The organism is Nocardia carnea (genome assembly GCF_029869215.1).
Taxonomy (GTDB): Bacteria; Actinomycetota; Actinomycetes; order Mycobacteriales; family Mycobacteriaceae; genus Nocardia; species Nocardia carnea_B.
In genome coordinates this window covers 1-7,877 of the sequence record NZ_JARWPM010000263.1, presented here as the reverse complement: position 1 = coordinate 7,877, position 7,877 = coordinate 1, and the positions used below count along the sequence as shown (strand labels likewise).

Here is a 7,877-nt window from a genome sequence, read left to right as displayed (position 1 = left end):
CTCGATCGGAGTCGACGGCGCCCGGAACACCTGCGCCTCGAACACCGGCGCCGGCAACGCCCGCCGATCCAGCTTGCCACTGGCATTCAACGGCAACTCGTCGAGCACCACGAACGCCGCGGGCACCATATACGACGGCAGCCGCGCGGACAGGTCCTCCCGGACGTCCTCGAGATCCAGCGGTGCTCCCGCCGCGGGGACCAGGTAGCCGACGAGCTGATCGCCGGTCCGCGCATCGCTGCGCAGCACCACCACGGCCTGTGCGATCTCGTCCACCTCGGTGAGCGCCGCCTCGATCTCGCCGAGTTCGATGCGCTGGCCGCGCAGTTTCACCTGGAAGTCGGAGCGGCCCACGTATTCGAGTTCGCCCGCGGCATTCCAGCGCACGACGTCACCGGTGCGGTACATCCGCTCACTGGTGCCGAACGGGTTGGCCACGAAACGATCCGCGGACAGGTCAGGCCGCGCGACGTATCCGTGCGCGAGCTGCGTACCGGCGAGATACAGCTCACCCGCGACACCCACCGGCGCCGGCCGCAGCCGGTCGTCCAGCACATAGACCTGGGTGTTGAACACCGGCACACCGATCGGCACCACAGTAGTGTCGGCGTCGGTGACCTCGTGATACGTGACGTCGACCGCGGCCTCGGTCGGGCCGTACAGGTTGTGCACCGCCGTACCGGTGAGCTCCCGCAACCGCTGCGCGGGCTTACCCGGCAGCGCCTCACCGGAGGAGAACACCAGCCGCAGCGAGGTGCACGACCGCGCCCCCACCTCACCGGGCAGGGCGGCCACGAAGACCGTGAGCATGGACGGCACGAAGTGCGCCACCGTCACCCGCTCGGCATCGATGACCTCGGCAAGGTAGGCGGGATCACGATGGCCGTCCGGCTTCGCCACCACCAACCGCGCACCGATCTGCAACGGCCAGAAGAACTCCCACACCGACACATCGAACGTCGACGGCGTCTTCTGCAACACCACATCATCGGCTTCCAGCCCGTACTCGGACTGCATCCACACCAAACGATTCACGATCGCCGCATGCGAAACAGCCACACCCTTCGGGCGACCCGTCGAACCCGACGTAAAGATCACATACGCCGTATTCGCCGCACGCAACGGCGCCACCCGATCGGCATCGGTCACCGGGGTATCGGGATACCCGGACAGATCCAGCATGTCGATCCGCACCTGAGCGGTCTCGATCGGCAGATCGTCCCCGGCGGTGAGCACGCAGACCGGATCGGCGGTCGCCAGGATGTATTCGGTGCGTTCGGCCGGATGATCCGGATCGATCGGTACGTACGCCGCACCGGCGACGGCGACCGCGTACATCCCGATCACCAGATCGAGCGAACGCCGCATCCCCACGGCCACGAACGATTCCGGGCCCACACCGCGATCGATCAGCCAATGGGCGAGCAGGTTCACCCGCGCCGCGAACTCGGCGTAGGTCAGGGTTTCCCCGTCGAAGGTCAGCGCGGGCGCGTCCGGGGTACGGGCGCACTGCGCTTCGAACATCGACACCAGGGTCGCGGTGGAGTCGACGGTATGAGCGGTCGTATTCCACTGCCGCAGCACGAGCTCGCGTTCGGCAGCATCGAGCAGCTCGATATCGCCCACCGGCTTCGCCGCGGCACCCGCGAACGCCTCCAGTACGCGCACCAGCCGGTCGGCGATCCGGCGTACCTCGGCCTCGGTGAACCGGTCCCGCAGATAGCCCGCCCGGATCCGCAGCGTGCTGCCCAGCGTCGCCACCAGAGTGAGCGGATAGTGCGTGGCGTCGACGGCCTCCAGCCCGGCCACCGCCATACCGTCGATATCGGCGGCCTGCGCCTGAATACCCTCGGCATCGACCGGATACGACTCGAACACCAGCAAAGTGTCGAACAGGGTCGCGATCCCGGCGGCTGCCTGGATATCCGCCAGACCCACATAGTGGTGATCGAGCAGATCGGCCTGCTCGGCCTGGATCCGGGTGAGCAGATCCCGCATCGGTTCGCTCTGATCGAAGTTCACCCGCACCGGGATGGAGTTGATGAACAGGCCGACCATGGTCTCGACCCCGGCGAGCTGCGGCGGCCGGCCCGATACGGTCGCACCGAACACGACATCGTCGCGCCCGGTCAACCGGCCGAGCAGTACCGCCCATGCCACCTGCAGCACGGTGTTCGCGGTGACGCCGAGTTCGGCGGCCAGCGCCGTGACCCGGGCGGTCGCCGTCGCATCCAGCTCGAACACGTATTCGCTGGACAGTGCCGCGACCTCGGGTGCGGCGCCGGCGTCGGGCCGGGACAGCAGCGTGGGTTCCTCGACCCCGGACAGGGCCGTTTCCCAGACCGCCAGCGACGCCCGGTGATCCTGCCGCCGGGTCCAGTCCAGGAAGTGGCGGTAGGAACGGGTCACCGGCAGCACCGCGGTATCGGAGTGCACCGCGTACAGGGTCAGCAGATCCTTCATCAGCAAGGGCATCGACCAGCCGTCGAGCACGATGTGGTGGTTGGACACCGCGAACCGCCAGGTGTCGGCACCGGTACGGATCAGCGTGAACCGGATCAGCGGCGGCTCGGCCAGATCGAAGCGGCGCAACCGGTCCGCGGCGATCAGATCATCGGCCGCCCCGGTGGCGGTGCGATCGTGCTCGGCCCATTCGACCTCGACCTCGTCCAGCACCACCTGCACCGGATTACCCGCGCTATCGGTGACGAACGCGGTCCGCAGGTTCTCGTACCGGTCCACCAGCGCTTGCGCCGCCGTCCGCAACCGGCGCGCATCCACCCGGCCGGTGAGGGTCAGCACCGCCTGCGCGGTGTACACATCCACCGAATCGGACGCCAGCTGGGCGTGGAAGGCCATACCCGCCTGCAGCGGCGACAACGGCCACAGATCGGCGACCGGCGCCGGGAAACGCTGCTCGATCCGTTCGATATCGGCCTGCGAGACCGCGATCGACCCGAAATCGGACGGGGTGTGCCCACCGGCACCCGCCGAATCGGCATGCCGGGCCACCGCTTCCAGGGCCCGTACCCACAGGTCACCGAATTCGCGGACCTCGCCGGCGTTCAGCAGCGTGGACGGGTACCCGATCCGCGCGGTCAGCGTTTCGCCGACGACGATGGCATTGATATCCAGTGCCGCCATCGCGGGCATATCGGCGTCGTAGGGCGCCTCCGCCGCCAGGTCCGCCGCGGGCACCCACCCGAGACCTTCCATGCCCTCGGGGATATCGCCGGTGCCGACCCGGCCCAGGTAGTTGAAACTCACCTGGCCCGGCAACTGCGCCGGCAACTCGGCCGCGGTCGCCCGGTTCATATACCGCAGCAAGCCGTAACCGATGCCCTTGTCCGGCACCGCGAGCAGCTGCTCCTTGACCATCTTGAGCGCGGCGCCCAGCGCCGGACCCCCGGCGAGCGCCTCCTCGATATCGATACCGGCCAGCTCGAAGCGGACCGGGAAGATGGCGGTGAACCAGCCGACCGTGCGGGACAGGTCGGCCCCGGGCAGCACCTGCTCCTCGCGACCGTGCCCTTCGAGCCGGAGCAGCAGCGGGTCGTCCGCGCGCACCCCGGGCGCCCGCCGGGCCCGCCAGGTGGCGACGGCCAGGGCGAGCGCGGTCAGCAGGCCGTCGTTCACACCACCGTGGAACAAGGCCGGGACCGTCGTCAGCAGGGCACGGGTCACCTCCGGTGTCACCCGCACCGGATGGATCTCGACCGCCTCGGTGATATCGGTGGCCGGATCCAGCGCCCGGCTGGTGAGCAACGGGTCGGCGGTACCGGCCACGGTGCGCCAGTACTCCAGCTCGGCGACCCGATCCGCGCTGGACGCGTGGTCGGCCAGGGCATGCGCCCACGCCCGCATCGACGTCACCGGCGCCGGCAGCTCCGGCGGCCGGCCCGCGCCGTACGCGAGAGCCGACATCACGAAGTCGGGCACCAGGATTCGCCACGACACACCGTCGACCACCAGGTGGTGGGCCACCACCACCAGGTATCCGGCCCGGTCGGCGGAATCCGGTTCCAGCCAGACGAACCGCACCACGACACCGCGTCCGGGATCGAGCCGATCCAGCGTGGTATCGACGGCGGCGGAGGCGATCTCGCTCAACCGCGCGCCCTCGGCGGTGCTGTCGAAGACGGTGTGGTCGATCAGCGCGTCCACCTCGACCGAACCCGGCGCGGCGGTTTCCACCATCCAGTCGCCGTCCGCGGAATACAGGCGGGCCCGCAACATATCGTGCCGATCGAGTACCGGGCCCACCACCGCGGCGATGGTCTCCCGGTCGATTCCCACCGGCAACGTCAGCGTGATCAGCTGATGGAACCGGCCGAACGAACCCGGCCGTTCGGCCATGAACCGCACCACCGGGGTGAGCGGCATACTGCCGACCCCGCCGCCGGGCAATTCGGCCAGCGCACGCACTTCACCGTCGGCGTCCGTCCCGGCCTCGGCCACCGAGGCCAGCCCGGCCACGGTGCGCTGTTCGAACACATCCCGCGGCGTGAACACCACACCCCGCGCCTTGGCCCGCGACACCAACTGGATCGAGACGATACTGTCGCCGCCCAGCGCGAAGAACGAATCGTCCACGCCGACCCGCTCCACACCCAGCACCTCGGCGAACACCTCGGCGAGGATCGCTTCCATGGCGGTGCGCGGTGCGCGGAAGGCGGAATCGGTCGCGAAGACCGGCTCGGGCAGGGCTTTCCGGTCGAGCTTGCCGACCGGGGTCAGCGGGATCTCGTCCAGCACCGTGATGACCGACGGCACCATATAGGCCGGCAGCCGCTCCTCGATATGCGCGGTGAGCGCCGCGATATCGACCGTGTAACCGGACGCCGGGACGATATACGACACCAGCGACACCGCGCCCGCGGCGCTTTCGTGGCCGATCGTCACGGCGAAATCGACGGTCGGGTAGGAGGTGAGCGCGGCATCGATCTCGCCGAGTTCGATGCGGAAGCCGCGGACCTTCACCTGGAAGTCGGACCGGCCCACATATTCCAGCCGGTACTCCGACTCGCCCGAGGCAAGTTCACGGGAGGCCCAGCGCACGACGTCACCGGTGCGGTACATCCGTTCGCCCGGCGCGTACGGATTGGCCACGAACCGGTCCGCCGTCAGGGCCGGGCGGGCGTGATAGCCGCGGGTGACCTGGATACCGGAGACATACAGTTCGCCGGCCACACCGTCGGGCACCGGCTGCAAACGATCGTCGAGCACCAGCGAACGGATACCGCGGTTCGGGCCACCGATCGTCAACGCCTCGCCGGGCGCCAGCGGCGCCCCGATATTGACCACGATCGTGGTCTCGGTGGGGCCGTAGACGTTGTGGAACGCCCGGATCGGGCCATCCGGACCACCCAGCGGAATCGCCCATTTCGCCAGCAGCTCCGGCGAATACGCCTCACCACCGACGGCCAGCACCCGCAGGCTGTCCAGCCCCGCCGGATCCAGCGTGGCCAGCGCCGCCGGGGTGATGAACAGATGGCTGACCTGCTCGGTACCGATCAGGTCGTACAGCTCGGTACCGCCGTACACGCCCGGGGGCACCACGATCAGCGCACCACCGGAACCGAAGGCCAGCAGCAACTCCATCATCGACGCGTCGAACGACGGCGACGAGAAATGCAGCGTCCGCGCGGTCGAATCCATCCGGTACCGCTGCACCTGCTCGGCGGCGAGGTTCGCCAGACCCGCATGCGGAACCACGACGCCCTTGGGCACACCGGTCGAACCGGAGGTGTAGATGACATAGGCGGTATTCGCCGGGGTCAGCGGCCGTACGCGGTCCGCGTCGGTCACCGCCTCCGCCGAGTAACCGTCGAGCGCCAGCTCGTCGAGCACCAGCCACTCCACCGAATCCGGCAGCTCGGCCCGCGCCGAGGACACTGTAATGCCCACGGGCGCACCGGAATCGGTGAGCATATGAGCGATCCGGTCCTTCGGATAGGTCGGGTCGATCGGCAGGAACGCCGCACCCGACTTGGTCACCGCCCATTCGGCCAGCACCGAATCCGCCGACCGCGGCACTGCCACGGCCACCAGATCCTCGGCACCCAGACCCTGCGCGATCAGCGCACGGGCGAGCCGGTTCGACCGCTCGTCGAATTCGCCGTAGGAGTACCGGCGGCCCTCGAACACCACCGCGGGCGCCGACCGGTCCACCGCCACCGCCGCGGCCAGCAGTTCCGGCAGCGTGCCGGCCGGTAAGGCCGGGCCACCGGTGCGCGACAGAGCGGCCGCGCGTTCGGACTCGTCCAGGATCTCGACCGCGCCGAGCACCACGTCCGGGTCGGCGGCGACCGCGGTGAGCAGCCGCTGCCAGCGGGTCAGCATGCTCTTGGCGGTGGCTTCGTCGAACAGTTCTGTCGCGTAGTTCAGCGCCAGATCCATTCCGCCCGAGGCGTTCTCGACAAGGTTGAACTGCAGATCGAATCGGGCGATATCCGCCGCGAGGTCGAGTCCGGATACCTCGAGCCCGGCCAGGTTCAGGGCCGGCTGCTGGTTGTTCTCGAACGACAACGCCACCTGGAACAGCGGATTCCGCGCCTGCGACCGCTCCGGCGCCAGCAGATCCACCAGCCGCTCGAACGGCACATCGGCATGCGAGAACGCGTCCAGATCGGTCTGCTTGGCCTGGTCCACCAGGTCCGCGAACGTATCCCCGGAACGGACGCCGGTCCGCAGGACCAGGGTGTTGACGAACATGCCGACCAGATCGTCGAGCGCCTGCTCACCACGACCCGCGATCGGCGTACCGACGGCGATATCGTCGCTGCCGGACAACCGCGCCAGCAGCGCGGCCAGCCCGGCGTGCAACACCATGAACATCGAGGCACCGCGATCCCGGGCCACGGCCGCCAGGCCGCGCACCAGATCGGCGTCGAGTTCGGCGCGCACCGTGGCACCCCGCATCGACGCCACCGCGGGACGCGGCCGGTCGGCCGGTAGCGCCAGTTCGTCCGGCAGATCCGCGAGCGCGCGCTGCCAGAACGCGATCTGGCGCGCCATCGGCGATTCCGGATCGTCCTCGGCACCCAGCACCTGCCGCTGCCACAGCGCGTAGTCGGCGTACTGCACCGCCAGCGGTTCCCAGCTCGGCACGCTGCCCTGGGCGCGCGCCGCGTACGCGGTCATCACGTCCCGGGCCAGCGGCGCCATCGAGAAGCCGTCGGTGGCGATATGGTGCATGACCACGACGAGCGCGTAATCATCCGGTCCGGCGGCGAACAGCCGGGCCCGCACCGGAACCGCCTCGGCCACATCGAAACCGGTGCTCACGAATTCGGTGACCTTCGCCGGCACCTGGGCCGCAGCCACCTGTTCCGGGCCCAGATCCAGCTCGACCCGGTCGGCGGGCAGGACCAGCTGCACCGGGGCGCCGTCGTGCTCCGGGTAGCGGGTGCGCAACGATTCGTGCCGCCGCACCACATCGGCCATCGCCGCCTGTAGCGCCGCCACATCCAGCTCACCGGTGAGGCGGATCGCCATCGGCAGGTTGTAGGCCACCGACGAGGTGTCGTACTGGTTCAGGAACCACATGCGCTGCTGCGCGAACGACAGCGGCACCAGTTCCGGGCGCGGTCCGGCGACCAGCGGCTGACGCGCGCTCTCCCCGGCCCGTTCGGCCCGCACGGCCAAGGCCGCGACGGTCGGCGCCTCGAACAAGGCGCGCACCGGCAGGCTCACGTCGAGCGCCGCCCCGATCCGGGCCGCGACCTGCGTCGCGATCAGCGAGTTACCACCCAGGGCGAAGAAATCGTCATCCGCACCGACCCGCTCCACACCGAGCACCTCGGCGAACACCGCCGCCACGATCTCCTCGATCGGAGTCGACGGCGCCCGGAACACCTGCGCCTCGAACACCGGCG

At 69.3% G+C, this 7,877-nt stretch carries 1 protein-coding gene; it reads right to left on the bottom strand.

Annotated elements, in window-relative coordinates; translation table 11 throughout:
- Nucleotides 1-7,877 (bottom strand): non-ribosomal peptide synthetase (locus tag QH276_RS18655; RefSeq protein ID WP_280406828.1); only part of this gene is annotated, 7,877 nt, incomplete at both ends.